The sequence below is a fragment of the Corynebacterium sp. 122RC1 genome (genome assembly GCF_024580955.1).
In the GTDB taxonomy this organism is placed as follows: Bacteria; Actinomycetota; Actinomycetes; order Mycobacteriales; family Mycobacteriaceae; genus Corynebacterium; species Corynebacterium kozikiae.
Map to the genome: position 1 here is coordinate 40,511 of NZ_JANIKD010000016.1, position 15,757 is coordinate 56,267.

At 60.9% G+C, this 15,757-nt stretch carries 14 protein-coding genes and 4 tRNA genes; 4 read left to right on the top strand and 14 right to left on the bottom strand.

Annotated elements, in window-relative coordinates; translation table 11 throughout:
• Positions 1–93: 93 nt before the first annotated feature.
• From tgt to NQ050_RS08530, 5 genes are all read right to left on the bottom strand, one after another.
• Positions 94–1,368 (bottom strand): tRNA guanosine(34) transglycosylase Tgt, encoded by a 1,275-nt coding sequence (gene tgt / locus NQ050_RS08510; protein WP_257038874.1) that lies wholly within the window; start codon positions 1,366–1,368, stop codon positions 94–96.
• Positions 1,365–3,758, bottom strand: coding sequence for an MMPL family transporter (locus NQ050_RS08515; protein ID WP_257038875.1), 2,394 nt, complete (start codon positions 3,756–3,758; stop codon positions 1,365–1,367). The genes tgt and NQ050_RS08515 overlap by 4 nt, the downstream gene beginning before the upstream one ends.
• Before the next feature lie 422 nt (positions 3,759–4,180).
• Positions 4,181–4,268, bottom strand: a tRNA-Ser gene (locus NQ050_RS08520).
• A gap of 22 nt (positions 4,269–4,290) precedes the next feature.
• Positions 4,291–4,794 carry a nucleoside deaminase gene (locus tag NQ050_RS08525; protein WP_257038876.1) on the bottom strand — a complete coding sequence of 168 codons (504 nt, stop codon included), beginning with the start codon at positions 4,792–4,794 and terminating at the stop codon, positions 4,291–4,293.
• A gap of 8 nt (positions 4,795–4,802) precedes the next feature.
• Positions 4,803–5,252, bottom strand: coding sequence for a tRNA adenosine deaminase-associated protein (locus tag NQ050_RS08530; protein WP_257038877.1), 450 nt, complete (start codon positions 5,250–5,252; stop codon positions 4,803–4,805).
• 39 nt (positions 5,253–5,291) lie between these two features.
• Between NQ050_RS08530 and NQ050_RS08535 the strand changes: the two genes are divergently transcribed.
• Complete coding sequence (locus NQ050_RS08535) at positions 5,292–6,332, top strand: prephenate dehydrogenase (protein WP_257038878.1); 1,041 nt, start codon at positions 5,292–5,294, stop codon at positions 6,330–6,332.
• On the opposite strand, the gene NQ050_RS08540 is transcribed toward NQ050_RS08535, so the two are convergent.
• Entirely contained in the window at positions 6,329–7,786 is a 1,458-nt protein-coding gene (locus NQ050_RS08540) for a PLP-dependent aminotransferase family protein (protein ID WP_257038880.1), read from the bottom strand. The two genes, NQ050_RS08535 and NQ050_RS08540, sit on opposite strands and share 4 nt — an antisense overlap.
• A gap of 81 nt (positions 7,787–7,867) precedes the next feature.
• Here NQ050_RS08540 and pdxS point away from each other — a divergent pair, with 81 nt between their 5' ends.
• Complete coding sequence (gene pdxS / locus NQ050_RS08545) at positions 7,868–8,770, top strand: pyridoxal 5'-phosphate synthase lyase subunit PdxS (protein ID WP_257038881.1); 903 nt, start codon at positions 7,868–7,870, stop codon at positions 8,768–8,770.
• Positions 8,770–9,351 carry a pyridoxal 5'-phosphate synthase glutaminase subunit PdxT gene (gene pdxT, locus NQ050_RS08550; RefSeq protein WP_257038882.1) on the top strand — a complete coding sequence of 194 codons (582 nt, stop codon included), beginning with the start codon at positions 8,770–8,772 and terminating at the stop codon, positions 9,349–9,351. The genes pdxS and pdxT overlap by 1 nt, the downstream gene beginning before the upstream one ends.
• Positions 9,352–9,555: 204 nt before the next feature.
• Here pdxT and NQ050_RS08555 read toward each other — a convergent pair whose 3' ends face one another.
• The 7 genes from NQ050_RS08555 to NQ050_RS08580 form a co-directional block, all read right to left on the bottom strand.
• Positions 9,556–9,915, bottom strand: coding sequence for an LPXTG cell wall anchor domain-containing protein (locus tag NQ050_RS08555; protein ID WP_257038883.1), 360 nt, complete (start codon positions 9,913–9,915; stop codon positions 9,556–9,558).
• A gap of 370 nt (positions 9,916–10,285) precedes the next feature.
• Entirely contained in the window at positions 10,286–10,537 is a 252-nt protein-coding gene (locus tag NQ050_RS08560) for a hypothetical protein (protein ID WP_257038884.1), read from the bottom strand.
• Positions 10,527–10,901 carry an EndoU domain-containing protein gene (locus NQ050_RS11265; RefSeq protein WP_368734689.1) on the bottom strand — a complete coding sequence of 125 codons (375 nt, stop codon included), beginning with the start codon at positions 10,899–10,901 and terminating at the stop codon, positions 10,527–10,529. Before NQ050_RS11265 ends, NQ050_RS08560 begins: the two co-directional genes overlap by 11 nt.
• A gap of 344 nt (positions 10,902–11,245) precedes the next feature.
• A tRNA-Arg gene (locus NQ050_RS08565) sits at positions 11,246–11,321 on the bottom strand.
• A gap of 438 nt (positions 11,322–11,759) precedes the next feature.
• Positions 11,760–13,745 carry a hypothetical protein gene (locus NQ050_RS08570; RefSeq protein WP_257038886.1) on the bottom strand — a complete coding sequence of 662 codons (1,986 nt, stop codon included), beginning with the start codon at positions 13,743–13,745 and terminating at the stop codon, positions 11,760–11,762.
• Between the two features lie 268 nt (positions 13,746–14,013).
• A tRNA-Arg gene (locus NQ050_RS08575) sits at positions 14,014–14,089 on the bottom strand.
• A gap of 45 nt (positions 14,090–14,134) precedes the next feature.
• Positions 14,135–14,223 (bottom strand) — tRNA-Ser (locus NQ050_RS08580).
• A gap of 78 nt (positions 14,224–14,301) precedes the next feature.
• On the opposite strand from NQ050_RS08580, the gene hisC reads away from it, so the two are divergent.
• On the top strand, positions 14,302–15,360 hold the full coding sequence (gene hisC / locus NQ050_RS08585) for a histidinol-phosphate transaminase (RefSeq protein WP_257038887.1): 1,059 nt from the start codon (positions 14,302–14,304) through the stop codon (positions 15,358–15,360).
• Positions 15,361–15,547: 187 nt separating this feature from the next.
• Here hisC and NQ050_RS08590 read toward each other — a convergent pair.
• The coding region (locus NQ050_RS08590; protein WP_257038888.1) for an LPXTG cell wall anchor domain-containing protein at positions 15,548–15,757 on the bottom strand (210 nt) is incomplete at its 5' end.

A 15,757-nucleotide genomic window follows, 5' to 3' on the forward strand; every position in this document is an offset into this window, starting at 1 on the left:
TCGTATAGGACCTCCCACCGGGATAGAGCACTGGGGCAAGCTCAGTTTCACTGCCCCAGGTTTTGGCGCTTATGTGCGCGAATTTCACCAGAGCTAGCTGCCTCGCTTGGAGGCATAGTAGCGCCCCATGAACTCGCGCTTGTAGTCCTCGTAGTAGCCGCCGTTGATGCTTTCCCGGATGTTGTCCACCAGGGTGATCATGAACTGCAGGTTGTGCATGGTGCACAGCGTACCGGCGAGGAACTCCTTGGCTTTGAGCAGGTGGTGGATGTAGGCGCGGGAGTAGTTTTCAGAAACGTAGCCGCCAAATTCCTCGTCTACACCGCGGAAGTCGCGCTTGAAACGGGCGGCGGTGAGGTTCATGCGGCCATCCAGGGTGTACACGCCTCCGCGGCGGCCAAGGCGGGTTGGGGCCACACAATCAAAAGTGTCTGCCCCGGCCTCCACGGCAACAAAAAGGTCATCCGGCTCGGAAATGCCCAGCAGGTGGCGGGGCTTGTCCTTGGGCAGCTCATCGCAGACCCAACCCACAATGGTTCCCAGGTTCTCCTTTTCCAGGGCGCCGCCGATGCCGAACCCCCCGAAGCCACGCCTGCCTGCGTCGGTAGCTTCCTTATCTAGCTCCAGCAGTCCACGCACGGCTTGCCTGCGGAGGTCCTCGTACTGCGCGCCCTGCACCACGCCCCAGAGGGATTGGAGGGGTTTGCCGGTGCGTTCGCGGGTGAGGCGGTCATGTTCGATGAGGCAGCGCCGCGCCCAACGGTGGGTGCGTTCTACGGAACTTTCCTGGTAGGAGCGGGTGTCTACGAGGGTGGTGAGTTCGTCGAAGGCGAACATGATGTCTGCGCCAAGTTGGTGTTGGATCTGCATGCTTACCTCTGGGGTGAAGCGGTGCTTGGAGCCGTCAATGACGCTGCGGAAATCCACGCCATCCTCATCCACCACTGCCATGCGCTTGGATCGCTGCGCCACGATGTCGCTTTGATCCAAGCCCTTGGTGTCCATTGCCAGCACCTTTTTGAAGCCCACGCCGAGGCTCATCACCTGGAAGCCGCCGGAATCGGTGTAGGTTGGGCCGTCCCAGTGCTCAAATGCGGCAACGCCGCCGGCCTCATCCACAATGTCTGGGCCCGGCTGCAAGTACAGGTGGTACGCGTTGGAGAGGATGGCCTGCGCGCCGGTTTGGCGCACCTGCTCTGGGGTGAGCGTTTTCACCGTGGCCTTGGTGGCAACCGGGATAAACGCAGGGGTGTGGATGTCTCCATGAGGGGTGTGGATGATCCCGGTGCGGCCGTGGCGCCCGGACCCCGGCTGCCCGTCTGCGTGAAGCTCAGTTCCGAGCGTAAAGGAAGTATCTTGATTGGTCATGCGCGGCTGTGCTCCTTTTGTAGCTTGTGGCCTTCAACGTCAAGGTGCGGCAGGATCTTATCCAGCCACTTTGGCATATGCCAGGTGCGGTGCCCCATGAGGAACATCGCGGCTGGCACAAAGGCCATGCGGATCACAAAGGCGTCAAAGAGCACGCCCGCGCCCAGTGCAAAGCCGAAGATTTTGATGAACGGGATTGGCTGGCCAATGAACGCAACGAACACCGCAATCATGATGAGTGCAGCGGCGGTGACTACCCGCGCCGACTTGGCGAAGCCCTCCACCACAGACTCCTCAGTGGCGTTCAGCAGCGTGCCTGGGCGGATAGCGTCCCCATCATTGCTGGAGAAGTGCTCACGCATGGCAGAAACCAAGAACACTTGATAATCCATTGCCAAACCAAAGCACACGCCAATAAGGAAGATCGGCATGAACGCGATGATCGGCCCAGGCGTTGGCACCAGCCCCCACAGGCCCTCCTGCCAGAACGCCACGGTCACGCCAAAGGCGGCACCCACGGACAGCAGGAATCCGGCACCCGCCACAATCGGCACCCAGAAGCTGCGGAACACGATCATGAGCAGCAACACCGCCAAGCCCACCACGATCCCCAGATATTGCGGCATCACTTCCGCGAGGCGGTTGGTGATGTCTTGCTGCACCGGCACCAAACCCGTGATGCCAGTTTCCGCGCCGGTGGCCTCCTGGATTTGCGGCTCTTGCAGGCGCAATGCGGAGATGAGCTCATTGGTTGCCGGGTCCTCCGGCGCGCTTTCCGGGGTGAGCAGAAGCTGCGCCGCCAGCCCATCCTCACTTTGGCCCACGATCTGCACATGCTTCACACCCTGCACCGTGGAGAATTTCTGCACGACATAAGAAAACGTGCTCTGCGCTGCGGCAACCTGTGGATCAAACTCCTGCCCCGCTGCCTCAGCGCCCTCCCGCTGGGCGCGCACCAACGGCTCCAACGCGGGGGCGTCGGCACGCGCTTCATGCCCATCCACAATCACCAGGAACGGTGAGTTAATACCGGGGCCGAAGCCTTCCGCCAAAAGCTCTGCCGACGCTCGCTGGGTGGTCCCGCGGTCAGCCTGAGTATCGGAGGGCAAGGAGAGCTGGAGCTGGGCGATTGGCAAAGAAAGCGCTCCCAGGCCAATCACGCAGGCAGTGAGGACCGCACCCGGATGCTTCTGCACAAAGTTCGCCCAAGCCCGGCCCATGGTTTTGGTGGGGTTCGTTGGATCAGTTGAGGGGGTGCGACCCTTGCGGATACGCAGTGCAAACGTGCGCTCACCCAGCACACCGAGCAGAGCCGGGACCAGGGTGAGAGACACCATCACGGCCAGCGCCACCGTGACGGCGGCGGCGATACCCATGTAGGTGAGGAATGGAATCTGCGCCAACCCGAGCGCCACCAGCGCAATGATCACCGTGAGGCCAGCGAACACCACCGCGGAGCCAGCCGTACCAGTGGCAATGCCGGCGGCTTCCTCAAGGGGTTTATCGTGGCGCTCGCGGCGGAAGCGGAAGAGGATGAACAGGGCATAGTCGATGCCTACCGCCAAACCCAACATCACTGCCAACACCGGGGTGACGTTGTTCAGGGAAACCCACGCCGTCATCAACGTAACCAGCAGCGACCCCAGGCCCACGCCCACAATCGCGGTGATCAGCGGCAGGCCTGCGGCAACAAAGGAACCGAACGTGACCACCAGGATCACGGCTGCCACGCCAATGCCGATGATTTCCGAGGTGGACTCAATCACAATCGGGTCACCAAAACCCGCCCCACCGGCCTCCACCTGCAGGCCCTCGGCGCGGCCCACATCCATGGCGGCGGTAATGGCATCGCGCTGTTCCTGGGTGACGTCCGCAGGAAGCGCGACGTCCAGGTCAAATGCGGTGTAGGCGATCCGGCCATCTGCACTAACCAAGCTGAGGTTCGCGGCATCCGCCAGGGCCAACTCCTCCGGTAGGCCGGACGCAGTGCTCTGCTCCACCACCATCTGCTCAAGCTGTGGGCTAAGCGTAAGCGGATTACCGAAGCGCTGACCAGGCACAAGGCCGTCTACGTTCGCCTCGAGGCTATCCACCACGTCCTGCACGGCCTGCTCATTCTGTGGGTCGTCCAGGCGCTGCCCCTCCGGGGCGGCAAACACCACCGTCACGCCGGCAGCGGTCATGGGGTTATCCGCATCCGGGAAGTTTTCCGCATACAGCTCAAACGCGCGGGCGCCGGGGGTGTCGTTGATCTCAAAGACGTCGTTATACCCCTGCTGGAACGCGAGTGCCGAGCCGCCCACAGCCGCCAGCAACACCGCCCACGCAGTAATCACCAACCACTTCGCGCGAAACGACCACCTTCCAAGGCGGTAAAGAAAATCAGCCACTACTCCCTAGGCTCCCTTATTCACACTTATTCACAATCAATTCGCGCGCCGGTGTGCACCGGCTGTGTGTTGTGTTACCGGGCGGGTCCCAAGTGGCGCGCGTTGTTCCAAGTAGCCAGCCTACTACGGCTAGGGAAAATGGCATTTTGCTGGGGTTGGCGGGGCCGGGTGGGGGTTGCGGGGGTTGGCGCGTTGGTCGATAGGGCGCGTAGGTCGATACCTTAAGGTCGATACCACCCAAATTTCCCCGAAAATCGCCGCCCTATCGACCAACGCCACGGGCTATCGACTTTAAGCCATCGACTTTTAGCCCAGAACTGCCAAAGAATCATATCCCGCCAGCCAAACCCCAGCCGAACCCCGTACGAGGAAGCCCCAGGGCACCGTTTTGTTCACGGTGCCCTGGGGTTTGAAAATAAACGCGGTGGCGGCGGGATTTGAACCCGCGGTTGGGGGTTACCCAACACTCGCTTTCGAGGCGAGCACCTTCGGCCGCTCGGACACGCCACCGCCGATCAGCCTAACGGAGTGCCTACAAAGGCGGCAAATCACCACCAGCACCGCCACGCACTTCGGCGAAGAAGTCCCTGAGGAGTTGGGCGCATTCGTGTTCCAGCACGCCGCCTCGGACGTTCATGTGATGGAGGGCCATGGGGTCGCGGATGACGTCGAACACGGATCCCACGGCACCCGTTTTGGGTTCAAAGGCGCCGAATACGAGTGCGCCTACGCGGGCGCCAACAAGGGCGCCCGCGCACATCGTGCAGGGCTCCAAAGTGACTACTAGCGTGCAGTCCTCAAGGCGCCAACCTGCGCCCAACGCCCGCACGGCCTGCCGGATCGCAAGGACCTCGGCGTGGGCGGTGGGGTCATGGTCGGTTTCCCTGCGGTTGGTAGCCCGCGCCAGTACGTTTCCTTCGGGGCCGTAGATGAGGGCGGCGCAGGGGACGTCGGCAGGGGGTGTGGTGCGCGCGTGCGCGATGGCCTCCCGCATCCAGGTTTCGGCTTGGGCTTGGCCAGCCGGAGTGGGCAGCACAGGACTCACTAGAGGTCAGCGAGCTCGTCTTCAAAGCCCAGCTCTTCCGCGATGCGTAGGAGCTGTTCGGATGCCCACCAGTCGATTTCGTCGGTGATCACTTGCATCACTTGTTCACTCACGCCAAGGTCGGCGAGGATGTCAAAGTCACCTTCGGCGTATGGCTCTTCATCGGCGTCTGGGATGTCTACGTCCAGCTCGTCGAGGATATCGGCGGCAAAGTCGTCTTCGGCCGCGGCGGTGGCGTCGGAAAGCAAGAATTGGACGCGGGTAGGTGTGGGCCGCACGATCACAAAATAGTCGTTGTCTACGCAGAGCAGGGCGAATGCTGCACCTTCGGAGCGTAGGTTCCGCACCGCGTTCACGGAGGTGCGCACGTTCGTGAAGTCGTCTTCAAAGGGGCGCACCTGCCATGCGCCTTCAACCCGTGCCACTGTTACTGCGAAATCTTGCTTCATACCGCTCAACACTACTGCGCTTGTGCCATGCTTGTCAGGGTGAGTATCCATCAAATTTCCCGCCCCGTATGCATCCTGGGCCTCGGCCTGATTGGCGGCTCCCTCTTGCGCGCCCTCCACGCGGAAGCGGTGCCTGCGTTTGGCTACAACCGCTCCCCTTCTGGCGTGCGCGCCGCAGAGAAGGAAGGCTTTGATGTCTCCGCGGACCTCACCGAGACGCTGCAGCGCGCCGAACGCGAGGGCGCCTTGATTGTGCTGGCCACCCCCATGCCCGCCATCGACTCCCTCCTCACCGCCATCGCCGAGCACGCGCCGAGCTGCGGCATCACGGACGTGGTGAGTGTGAAAGCCCAAGTCTACGAGCTCATCTGTGCGCACGGCATGCAGGAGCGTTACGTGGGTGGGCATCCCATGGCCGGCACCGCCGACTCCGGCTGGACCGCCTCACAAATTGACCTCTTCAAAGGCGCAGCGTGGGTGGTCACGTTTGACTACGCAGCGAGCATGTACGACGCCGCCAGCACCCCAGCAACGCAGGCTCCCAGCGCGGAAATCAGGGCTGAATGGGTGCAGCTTTGGATTGACGTGGCGAACATGGCGAACCTCGTGGGCGCTGAAGTGATCCCAAGCCGGGTGACGCACCACGACGCCGCCGTAGCTCGCATTTCCCACCTGCCGCACCTGCTGGCTGAGGCGCTGGCGATTGTTGGCGACAACGGCGGTGCCCTGGCTCTCTCCCTGGCTGCGGGTAGTTTCCGCGATGGCACCCGCGTGGCCGGCACCGCCCCTTCCCTGGTGCGCGCCATGTGCGAAACCAACCGCGACGCCCTGGTGGACGCCCTCGACGAAGCGCTCTCACTGCTCACCGACGCCCGCGCACACTTAGTGGAAACCCCACCCAACCTGCAAGAACTGGCTGACGCTGGTTATCGCTCCCGCGTTCGCTACGAGGCCCGCGCGGTAGGCGGCGCTGTTTCCAGCAGGCCCGTGTTCCGCGTCCATCCTGACCCCACCAATCCCGGCTGGATCAGCCAGCTCATCCAGGCAGAAAACCTTGGGGCCCGCGTGGACGTGTTCTAGCGGCTCCCCAGCAGCGCCCCGCGGATTACCTCGAGGGCGTCTGCCAGTACGGCGTCGCTGCAGCTTCCAAAGCCAAACACCACGCCGTTGAGCTGGCCCTCTCGGCCCTCACGGCCGTCACGGCCCTCGTGCCCCGCACGGCCCGCGGCAACGCCTTCTCCCGAGCCACCCCAGTACCCCTCCAGCGGCACCACGCCGTACCCGCCCTGCGCGCACGCCTCCACTACCTCTGCGCTGGGCCGCTCGCACAGCAATACGGCGTGCAGGCCGCCACTGATGGGCATGAGCTCCACGCCACCAACGGCGCCAACACCACCGCCGTCACCGCTAAGGTCCCCGAGCGCGGCCTGCACCATGTCCCGGCGCCGCCGGTACACGCGCCTCCTGGATTGCGTGTGCCTGCGCAGCGCCCCGCTTTCCAGGTAGGCCGCCAGCGCGAGCTGCGGGATCGCACCCACCGGGGAGCCCAGCTCGCGGCGTGTCTGCGTCACCTTGTCCACCAATGCCGCCGGCAGCACCACATAGCCCACCGCGAGCGCGGGGGTGAGCAGCGCGGAGAAGGTGCCCAGCAGGATAGTGCGGGTAGGGTCCAAGGCGTGGAGTGCGGGCAGGGGCTGGCCGGTGTAGCGCAGTTCGGAGTCGTGGTCATCCTCAATCAGCCAGGCATCATTGCTGCGCGCCCATTGGACCAGCTCGTGGCGCCGCTGCGCACCGAGCGCTCCGCCGTATGGATACTGGTGGCTTGGGGTAACCAGCAGCGCCTCGGCCTGGGGCACTTGCGCGGGCAGGATGCCGTGGGCGTCCATGGGGGCGTCTACTAGCTTGCAACCGTGGTGCCCAAACACGCGGCGCAGCCCTGGGAATCCCGGTTGCTCCACTGCCACCGTTTCCACATCGAGGGCGCGCAGCACCATGCCCAGGCCTTCACGTGCGCCTGCGCTGATCAGAATGTGGCTGGGGTCTGCAGCAACGCCGCGCATATGCCGCAGGTGCTCAGCAATCTGGACTCGAAGCTCCCAACTTCCCAGGGGTTCCAGTTCCTGCAAGGGGGCTGCCACGGCTTGGCGCCATGCGGCGCGCCAGGACGACGTTGCCAGCGCCGCAGCATCCGGGGCTCCAGGGCGCAGCACGGTCACAGAAGGGGTGGCTGGCTTGGCCTTCGGCTTGGGCGCAGGTAAAGGGTGCACCTGCGCGAGCGCGGGATTGATCCGGGTGCCCGCGCCTTGTGCACCCTCCACGTAGCCTTCTGCGGCGAGCTGCTCATACGCCGCTACTACCGTCCCGCGGGACACCCCCAGCGTGCGGGCCAGGCTGCGGGTGGAGGGCAGGTGATCGCCCGGGCGGAGGTTTGCACAAGCAATGTGCCCGCGCAGCCATTCCGCGATCTGCACCGGCAATGGGCCCGAAGAAAACGTGGGAAGATCTGGGAGCTGAACCACTGTTTCTGAACGCACCCCAACCAGCATAGTGGACCAATACAACACGCTCTATTTGGATATTGTGATAGACCATTTTGGGGCCGCAGAATATCCCCCATGACTGAAACCAACACTGAAACCAACATTGCAACAACCAAAGTGAAGCGCGGCTTGGCGGACATGCTCAAGGGCGGCGTGATCATGGATGTGGTCACGCCGGAGCAGGCACGGATTGCGGAGGACGCGGGGGCGTCGGCAGTCATGGCGCTGGAGCGCGTGCCCGCAGACATCCGTGCCCAGGGCGGCGTTGCCCGGATGTCTGACCCAGACCTCATTGAGGGGATCGTGAACGCTGTGGACATCCCGGTGATGGCGAAGGCCCGCATTGGGCACTTTGTGGAGGCGCAGATCCTGGAAGCGCTGGGGGTGGATTTCATTGATGAGTCCGAGGTGCTCTCCCCCGCCGATTACACGCACCACATCAACAAGTGGGATTTCAAGGTGCCGTTCGTGTGCGGCGCCACCAACCTGGGCGAAGCACTGCGGCGCATCACTGAGGGTGCGGCGATGATTCGTTCCAAGGGTGAGGCCGGCACTGGCGACGTCTCCGAGGCGGTGCGGCACCTGCGTACCATCCGCGGCGAGATCAATCACCTTCGCACCTTGGACAAGGACGAACTCTATGTGGCAGCCAAGGAGCTGCAGGCTCCGTATGACCTGGTTGCGGAGGTGGCGGCAACCGGCAAGCTGCCCGTGGTGACGTTCGTTGCCGGCGGTGTGGCCACTCCCGCCGACGCCGCCCTGGTCCGCCAAATGGGCGCCGAGGGCGTGTTCGTGGGCTCCGGCATTTTCAAGTCCGGCAACCCCGCCGCCCGCGCGAAGGCCATCGTGGAGGCAACCACCTTGTTCGACGACCCCACCGCCCTGGCCCGCCTCTCCCGCAACCTCGGCGAGGCCATGGTGGGCATCAATGTTGCCGACGTCCCCGCACCCCACCGCCTGGCCGAACGAGGCTGGTAATGCGCATCGGCATCCTGGCCCTCCAGGGCGGCGTGGAAGAACACCAGGCGATGCTGGAACGCCTTGATGCGGACGTGGTGCGAGTGCGCCGCCCTCATGAGCTCGAAGGGCTGGACGGCGTGGTGATCCCCGGCGGCGAATCCTCCGTAATGGACCGCCTGGCCCGAACATTTGGCCTTGCCAACCCCCTCATGAACGCCATCGCCGCCGGCTTGCCCGTGATGGGCACCTGCGCCGGGCTGATCTACCTGGCCAAGGAGGTTCACGGCCTGGCACCCGGGCAGCAAACGCTGGGCGCGCTGGACATCACCGTGGCACGCAACAGCTTTGGCAACCAGCAGGACTCCTTTGAAACCTCCCTAGATGTGGGGCCGGTGAAAGACTTCCCCGCCGTGTTTATCCGCGCCCCGAAGGTGCTCGGGATCGGCGGTGAGGTTGCTGTGGTTGCCACGCTTCCCGACGCCACCATCGTTGGCGTGCGCTCCGGCAACCTGTTGGGGTTGAGTTTTCACCCAGAATCCACCCCTGATGTGCGTGTGCACCAGTGGTGGTTGGAGGAGTTTGTGGGGGTTAGGGGATAGAAAAACACCGAGCAATGTTGTGGCTTGTCCCCAAATCACAACATCACTCGGTGTTACTGTCCCGCCCAGCCGGAGCGGGCAGGACTCACGGCCCTAATCGAAGCTACCCACAACGAAGGGCCGTGGCTTTTGCCACCCGCCCAATTCAACTCAACAGCGGTTGGTTGGATTGGGCGGGTGAAGTCACTTTCCCTTTGTGGGGGTTTAGCTTTCCTTGCGGCGGCGGGTCACCAGCAGCAGTGCACCTGCAGCAGAAGCAAGCAGTGCAGCGGCAAGAGCAGCTACCACACCGGACACACCGGTGTTCGCCAACGCACCACGCACACCCTTAGCAGGCTGCTGACCCTGCTCACCCTGGTTGCTCTGGTTTGCACCAGCAGAACCATTGCTGGAACCATTCGAGGAACCATTAGCCAAACCACCGATGATCGCACCACCGATAATCCACGGCAACCACGAACCGCCACAGTTAGAGGAACCACCATCACCAGGGGTAGAAGGCGTGTTGTTTGCAGAATCCTTCGAGCTCGTAACCTTATCAATCTCAAGATTACAAATCTTCACAGATTTGCAGCCCACTTCTTGGGGTGGGCACACCGAGCACATCCTTTTGACTTCGTAGGTCACCATCTAAGGGCTCACGCCTCTTAAACTTCGAACCCTTTGCCGTTTATTAGTATCGTGACTTGAATATTCATTAGTGGTAGCCCCGGACAACGATCTAAAGAAGCCGCTGCCGCGCAGAGGCCGCCTCGAATCCAGAGTGGAGCAGCATAAGCCAACTGAAATTGGTGAATGAATCCCTATGTCAGACCTGATTTCCCTAAAGCCCCCGCCCCGGACCCACGGTAAAGAAAACCCCAGCTCAAACATACTCTGAGCTGGGGTTCTACTGTGCGCCGACCGGGACTCGAACCCGGCGCGAACCTACCGGCTAGGCGGCGCTATCTCGCTGGAGCTGTTTCAGCGCTTCCAGCATCTCAATGACCGGACCGTCGGAGTAAACGCTCTCGACGAAGTCAATGACCTCTTGCGTTAGAGCTCCTACTCCAAAGGCCTCATCCAAAAGGCCGGAAATAGCAGACTCGGGTTCTCCCGCTCTTAGCGCAGATTCCGAGAGTTCTCGCGGCACTTGCGCCGGCAGCATGAGGTCCAAACTCTTGTATACATTTACGTCATCCTGCAACTCTTTTCGCCTCCTTCGGAATAGTGTGCTCGGGGAACGCTGTATCAAAGCTCAGCTTACCGTCTGGCCGCACGTTGTACCTCGCCTGCACGAATACCCCGTCGATTTCCTTCCAAACAATCCTCTTGACTGGTTTGGCCGAATAGAATTCCGGATTCTCCAAGGCACTACGAACCGCGTCGACAATCTTCTGGTCTGTCCAGTCCTTCGGAAACTTGGATGCACCCTCGCGTTTGGAGTCCCACCGATGTCCGTCCGCCAGACTCTCGTCATGCGGCCACCCTCGGACGCTTACTCCATCGGACAACCGCTTACGGTCACCTTCGCGCAAGTCACGCCACTCATGCAGCACATGCCCCGGCATCTTGCCCAGCGGCGGGACTTTCTCCCCCGGAAACACTGTCGAGATGCCGTTCCCCTCGTAGCGGGGGATGCGACAGTACGAAAGGCGTGGCCACTCAATGTTTTGTCCAGCCTGCTGGCGGCGCGCGCGGTTGAAGGTGATTGGTCAGTCAATTCGCTTCTTTCTTTTGTTCCTTCTCCGTTCCACTGGTTTAATTCGTTCGCAATCCGTTCGCAGTTTGTTCGTTTCACGTTCGTACCCACCTTGAGCCACCTCGGCAAACATGGGACTACTTTTCCGACAGGTCAAACACAAAAAACCCCAAGCCGGTCCGCCACTCATGGCTTTCTAGCTGGGGTTTTGTTTGGTGCGCCCGGAGGGATTCGAACCCCCAACCTTCTGATCCGTAGTCAGATGCTCTATCCGTTGAGCTACGGGCGCAAGTTGGCTTTGCAACGAGAAAGAACATTACTCCAACCCAAGTGGAAAGTACAAATCTGCTGGCCAGAGCTAAAAAATTTGCGTTTCACTGAACTTGAGCACGAGTTGGCATTTGGCAGCCAAGACACTGGTACGTTGTCCTCGGGGCAATGCGGTTATCAGAGCGTCGGCAAGCGAGCGCAAGGATACGGGAACCGACGCCACCATCTCAGCCACCAACGTCAAAGCTGTGCGAGAGCCTTCTTGATCGGCGGTGCTGAAAGTTCCCTCTCCTCAACATCAGTCCTTGCAGCAAGGGCCTTGCGCGTTTATGCCACAAAATGCTCAAGGGCCTACCCCAGTCTTTGGGGCAGACCCTTGAGAACGGACTTGCCATTTCACTAGCTCAGTAGCAAATCACTTTAAAGCGAGGAGATGGAATTACTCCTAGGCTTATTACTAGTCATTGAGGCAACGACGCTTGATAACCAACAGGCCAGCAGCCGTCACGATGAGGATGCCTGTGATCGCGATGCCCATCACGCTTACACCAGTGTTAGCCAGCACACCCCTCTCCCGAGCAGCTTGTGACTTTGCCGGCTGCTGTGAAGTGTTCGCTGCAGTTGGTTGTACGGCTTGCTGTGGGGTGTTCGTTGCAGGTGGCTGAGTACCGATTGGCACTGGCAGCGGGATCACAATTTGTGAAGGTTCTGCAGTCGGAGTTGGTGCCTCCGTGGTGGTGGCTTCGGTGTAGAAGCTCACCGTGGTGGGGTTTGGCATATCCAGGCCGCGCACGTTAGTGAAGGACGCAGACATGGTGGTGTACGTGCGGTGGTTCGCACGGGTTTCAGCTTCCTGAACGTTGCCGTTCGCGTCCGTCACACCAGTGGTGGGGTTGTCGGTTGGAGATTCCGTGGACTCAACAGGAATCTCGATCGTGCAGCTCGTGCCACCTTCAGGCATAAAACCTTCTCGGACAGAAATCCCGGTGTTGTCTTCGCTGATCGTGATCTTGGCGGTGTTGTTCGTGGTCGTCTGAGTTACATCGTTACACACGAACTTCGGGTCACCGGCAAACTTCAGACCGGTTGGCAACACGTTATCGAACTGCCAACCGTACTTGGAGGAGTTCTCATCGGTGTTGGTGATGGTGTAGGTGATAGTCGTTTTTTCGGGGTACAGGAGCGTATCACGGTCCGCCGGATCAACGCCCTCGTGAGTACTCGCATCCGTCTCATTCCACGTGCCGTAGTGAACGTCGAGCTGTGGGGTGACGTCGTAAATGCGAACGTTGTCGAAGGCACCGTCGTTACCGGAACCACTTGGGTTCAGGTTACGGAGGGTGTATTTCACGTTGTTGCCGCTGGTCAAGAAGGAACCACTTGCCAGGTAGGTACCCGCGAACACGTCTACGTTCGTACCGCCCGCATCAGGCATGGTCGTGCTCACGGAAGCTGGGGCCGAACAAGGATTGATCACATGGGATGCAATCTTGGTGAAGTACTCAACGGTAGACCCATCAGCGTTGGTGGTGGTGGAGGTCTTGCGGATCCAGTCCACGCCCTCCACGCCAGTTGTTGGCTCGGTGGTCATGTTGAATACCTGGGAGATCCACAGGCCATCGTTGTGCTTGTTATCTGGCGCGAATTCATATCCAACAGGCAACACGAGATCCTGAGCGCCATCGTAGGAGGGGCCTTCAAACGAGACCGCGTTGTCCACCACGGTCGCGATGTCGTTATTCACCACAACTTGGTCAACGAGCAGCTTCTCAGACTCAGCGTTACCCGAGTCATCGAAATTCTGGTAGGTGAACACCAGCGCAGGATGGGTGTGCTTCCTGTCTGCGCGGTAGCAGTTCATGTTTGCCACATCAACGCCGTAGGTCAGGAAGCGATCCTTAACCACAGCGGTAACCTGTGGGGTGACAGTGGCATTCAACATCGCCGCACCGTAGGCGGTGGTTCGGGTGTTCTGAGTGCCCGAGGTGTAGGCGCCAACTGCGCTTGGCGATTCGGTGAATGGGCCAACTGAGCCAACAACCTTTTTCAGGTTGGTGTAGAAGTTTTCGTAGGTAGCATTACCTGGCGCGCCGTTAGGGCACAAAGCAGGGTCAGTTACCCATGGATCATCGGAGTCCAATACCAGACCGTTGCAGAAATCCGTCCGGGCCCATGCACCTTCGGCGGTGTACTTCTGGCCATCATTATTCAGGCCCTGATTACTTTGACCTGCACCACCGGTGTAATTGGTGAGAGATAGCGGCGCATTTTGGTCGGTGCGGTTTTCAAAGCCCTCCCAGAAAATGACAGTCTTGTCCTGCAAAACGCCCGGCTGGCCAGCCCCTTCAGCGGCCATTGCAAGAGGTGCTTGCGCAAAATTGACCACAGTGACACCTGTGGCCGCAACGGCTGCCGCGCCTAAAGCGCCAAAAACACGCTTCACTCGCTTATTCGACATATTCTCTTCGGCCCTTTCCTAAGCCCGAAATCCCCAGTTACCTGCGAAAATACTTTCCTTAGTAAACGCAGGTAATGAAAGACTAAAAGTACCCGCGAATCCTACCCAACGAGGTTGGAATTATCCAACCTCGTTTCCTGTTAAATCTAGCCAATTTGTTTTCGAGCATGCAACGCGAAACGCAGACTTAACGAAATACACAATAATCCCAAGCAAAGATGCCAGTTCAACATCTTCACGAGGGATTTTTTGTTGGTGCGCCCGGAGGGATTCGAACCCCCAACCTTCTGATCCGTAGTCAGATGCTCTATCCGTTGAGCTACGGGCGCAAGTTCCACCAGGCCCGGTGAAACGCTCCCAACAAGTGGGAGGAGCGGAGACGAGAGGATTTGAACCTCCGGACCTGCGTAAACAAGTCAACTCCTTAGCAGGGAGCCCCATTCGGCCGCTCTGGCACGTCTCCAGCGATCCTTTGAAGAAAAGATCTCGCTCAATACTACCCATCAAGGCGCAGAGCACCAAACCGGCTATGATGAGCTGCATGTTCCGTGAAGATCTCGCCTCCATCCCATCCTATGTTCCCGGTAAGCGCCTTCCTGACGCCCTCAAGCTCTCCTCCAACGAGGTCACGCAGGGGCCGCTGCCCAGCGTGCGGGAGGCTATGGTCTTGGCGGCGTCGGCAGTGAATAGGTACCCAGACATGGGGGCACTTGACCTGCGCGAAGCCCTGGCCGAGCAGCTTCAGGTTGGGATGGATCAGGTGGCGGTGGGGTGCGGGTCGTCGGCGTTGTGCCAGCAGCTCGTGCAAATCACTGCGGGGCCTGGCGACGAAGTGGTGTTCCCCTGGCGCAGCTTTGAGGCCTACCCGATCTTTACCCAGGTCACGGGCGCTACCCCGCGGCCGGTGCCGCTGACCGAGGACGGTTTCAATGACCTCGATGCCATGGCGGAGGCGATCACTGATCGCACGCGCCTCATTTTTGTGTGCAACCCCAACAACCCCACCGGCACCGTGGTCCCTGAACAGGCATTTCTGGATTTCATGGACCGCGTGCCCGCGAACGTCATTGTGGCACTGGATGAGGCCTACACCGAATACGTGCGCACCGAGGACACGCCGCTGACCACCGAGCTGATCAGCCGCTACCCCAACCTGGTGGGCCTGCGGACCTTCTCCAAGGCGTATGGGCTGGCCGGGCTGCGGGTGGGCTACGCCTTTGGGCAGGCCGATGTAATTGACGCGCTCAACAAAGTGGCGCTGCCGTTTGGTGTAAATGCGGTGGCGCAGGTGGCGGCGGTGGAGTCGCTCGCCCAGGCCGATGCCCTCATGGAACGCACCGACGAAGTGGCGCAGGAACGTGTTCGGGTAACCGCAGCGCTCGGGCTGGAGGGGATCAGCGGGGAGTCTCAGGCGAACTTTGTGTGGGTGCCCGCGGATTGCGAGGCAATTGGTGGGTTGGAGCCGTTTGCACTGGCTGAAGCCCTGGCGGCGCACAGCGTGTTGGTGCGGGCATTCCCCGAGGGGGTACGAATTACCGTGACAACTTCTGAAGAATCGGATCAGCTTATCGCTGCGTGGCAGGAGGTTGTTGGGGCGTAGGGGGTAGGCAAGTTTCTTTTGGGCTTTGTGCCCCTTTGCCGCTGTTCATCCGTCTGTCTTGGTGTGGTGCAGCGGGATTTTCGTTCTGCCTCCCGGCCTACTCATACTTCTTCCCCCTGACGCAAATGGGCCCCTCGAGATCACACTCGAGGGGCCCATTGCGAGCTATTGACTCACCCTAGTTGGGTTAGCCATTTTGCTTGCGATTGCGCTGAACCACAAGGGCTGCGCCTGCAGCGAGCAGCAGAGCGGATGCTCCGAGGATGCCCGTCACCTGAACGCCTGTGTTGGCGAGGGTCCTGGAGACTCCCTTTGCTGGGCCAGCTGCTTGGCTAGGTGCCGTGCTTACTGCCTTGCCTGGCTGATTAGGTGCCGGAGTTGGGGTTGGGGTTGGGGT

Bases quoted from the DNA above. Each gene is read 5' to 3' on its own strand.
- tgt (WP_257038874.1), bottom strand. From the start codon at position 1,368: ATGACCAATCAAGATACTTCCTTTACGCTCGGAACTGAGCTTCACGCA.
- NQ050_RS08530 (WP_257038877.1), bottom strand. From the start codon at position 5,252: ATGAAGCAAGATTTCGCAGTAACAGTGGCACGGGTTGAAGGCGCATGG.
- pdxS (WP_257038881.1), top strand. From the start codon at position 7,868: ATGACTGAAACCAACACTGAAACCAACATTGCAACAACCAAAGTGAAG.
- pdxT (WP_257038882.1), top strand. From the start codon at position 8,770: ATGCGCATCGGCATCCTGGCCCTCCAGGGCGGCGTGGAAGAACACCAG.
- NQ050_RS11265 (WP_368734689.1), bottom strand. From the start codon at position 10,901: ATGCCGGGGCATGTGCTGCATGAGTGGCGTGACTTGCGCGAAGGTGAC.
- hisC (WP_257038887.1), top strand. From the start codon at position 14,302: ATGTTCCGTGAAGATCTCGCCTCCATCCCATCCTATGTTCCCGGTAAG.